We start from the raw sequence: 1,164 nt of genomic DNA, 5'->3' as shown, positions 1-1,164 counted from the left end.
GGGGGCACTGGAGAAAATCAAAACCCGGGAAGGGTTCGAGATTTTCAAATGTAAAAAGAAAGCCTGCCCGTACTACCAACAGCGAATGCGTGAGATCCATAGAGATTCATATCTGAAAGCCACTTATTTAGCAGATTCTCAAGGATTGAAACTGCATTATATTTATCGAGATTTCCAAAAAGAATTTCAGCCGCTGGCTAAAGAGACTCCGGTCAAACCAACTGTCGATTTATCTCGTATTCACAAATCACAACACGTGGTTTCTTTAGCGATGACGTACCACATTAATTATGCACTCTCTGCTCGGAAAACCGCAGCAATTTTATATGATGTTCATCAAGTCAAGGTATCTCATCAAACCATTTTAAATTGGGCTGAAGTGATCTCCTTATGGGTTAAGCCGTTTACGGAGAATTATCCTTACCAGTTATCTGATCAATTTTGTGGAGACGAAACCTATATCCGTATCGGCGGAAAATGGCACTACCTGCTTTTCTTTTTTGACGCTGTGAATAAGATTATCCTGTCTGATCACATTTCTGCTCACAGAGATACAGAAGCGGCGATTGAAGCCTTGCGTGAAGCCCTTATCAAAATCAATCATCCCGAAGAACGGGATGACATCAACTTTATCGTTGACGGTAATCCGATTTATTTACTGGCTCAACAATATTTTGCCAAACATGACGTGCCCTTTGATGTGACTCAAGTGATTGGTTTAACGAATGGAGACGACGTCTCCAGAGAATACCGCTGGCTGAAACAAACCATTGAACGATTAAATCGGTCATTTAAATCCGATTATCGTGTGACGACAGGGTTTAAAAGTCTAAACGGTGCAGAAGTACGTGTTACTTTGTTTACGACCTTTTATAACTTCTTACGCCCACATGAGGCATTGGATTATCACGTGCCCGTACCAATCCCAGAAGTCCAAAAGCAACCACATATGCCAGCGAAATGGCTGAAAATCATTGAGCTCGCACAGACGTATGTGCAAAGTGTCGCCTGATTTGGCACCTGATCCCGAAGTGGTCTACATCAGCACGAAAAAGAACATGAGCATTTGGCAAAGCGAACCCTTGACAAACCGAACTTTTGAATGGTTTAAACTGGTTAAATTCAAGGGTGTATTTGTCATGCCTTTGATTTGTCTACCGTCAC

Annotated in this window: 1 protein-coding gene; it reads left to right on the top strand. The window is 42.0% G+C overall.

All coding sequences use genetic code 11. From position 1 onward, the window contains the following. The coding region (locus tag ACYQ4S_RS11935; RefSeq protein WP_459771364.1) for an IS6 family transposase at positions 1–1,012 on the top strand (1,012 nt) is incomplete at its 5' end. Positions 1,013–1,164: the final 152 nt, after the last annotated feature.

The organism is Alkalibacterium sp. s-m-28, assembly GCF_054658175.1.
Note: the sequence above shows the minus strand (reverse complement) of the source record. Positions and strands in the feature narration are given on the sequence as shown.